At 68.1% G+C, this 605-nt stretch carries 1 protein-coding gene; it reads right to left on the reverse strand.

Going from position 1 to position 605, the window contains the following annotated elements; genetic code table 11:
• The coding region (locus FVA95_RS29230) for a BCCT family transporter (RefSeq protein ID WP_193564447.1) at positions 1–605 on the reverse strand (605 nt) is incomplete at both ends.

The raw sequence follows: 605 nt of genomic DNA on the forward strand, positions 1-605 counted from the left end.
AGCTGGACGTTGGAGTCGTCGGAGAACTGTGTGCCCTGCTGGGCCTGGGTGATGGCGGTGCCGCCGAAGATGCAGAACCAGACCAGCGAGACCAGGCTGGGTGCGAGGATGACGCCGCCGACGAACTCACGGATGGTGCGCCCGCGCGAGATCCGGGCCAGGAACATGCCGACGAACGGCGTCCAGGAGATCCACCACGCCCAGTAGAAGATCGTCCAGCCGGAGAGCCACTCGAGCATCGGCTCGCCGCCGACGGCCTCGGTGCGTCCGACCATCTCGAAGAACTGGGAGAAGTAGGCGCCGATCGAGGTCGGGATCAGGTCGAGGATGATCACCGTCGGGCCGACGACGAACAGGAACAGCGCCAGCGCCCCGGCCAGCACCATGTTGATGTTCGACAGCCACTGGATGCCCTTGGCCACCCCGGACACCGCGGACAGGATGAACGCCGCGGTCAGCACGACGATGATCGCCGCGAGCACGCCGGCCCCCGGCGCCCCGTCGACCCAGCCGACGGTCTGCATGCCGCCGCCGATCTGGAAGGCGCCCAGGCCGAGCGAGGCGGCGGAGCCGAACAGCGTCGCGAAGATCGCGAGGATGTCGAT

Origin of the sequence: Pseudonocardia sp. EV170527-09 (assembly GCF_008369905.1) — a bacterium.
Taxonomy (GTDB): domain Bacteria; phylum Actinomycetota; class Actinomycetes; order Mycobacteriales; family Pseudonocardiaceae; genus Pseudonocardia.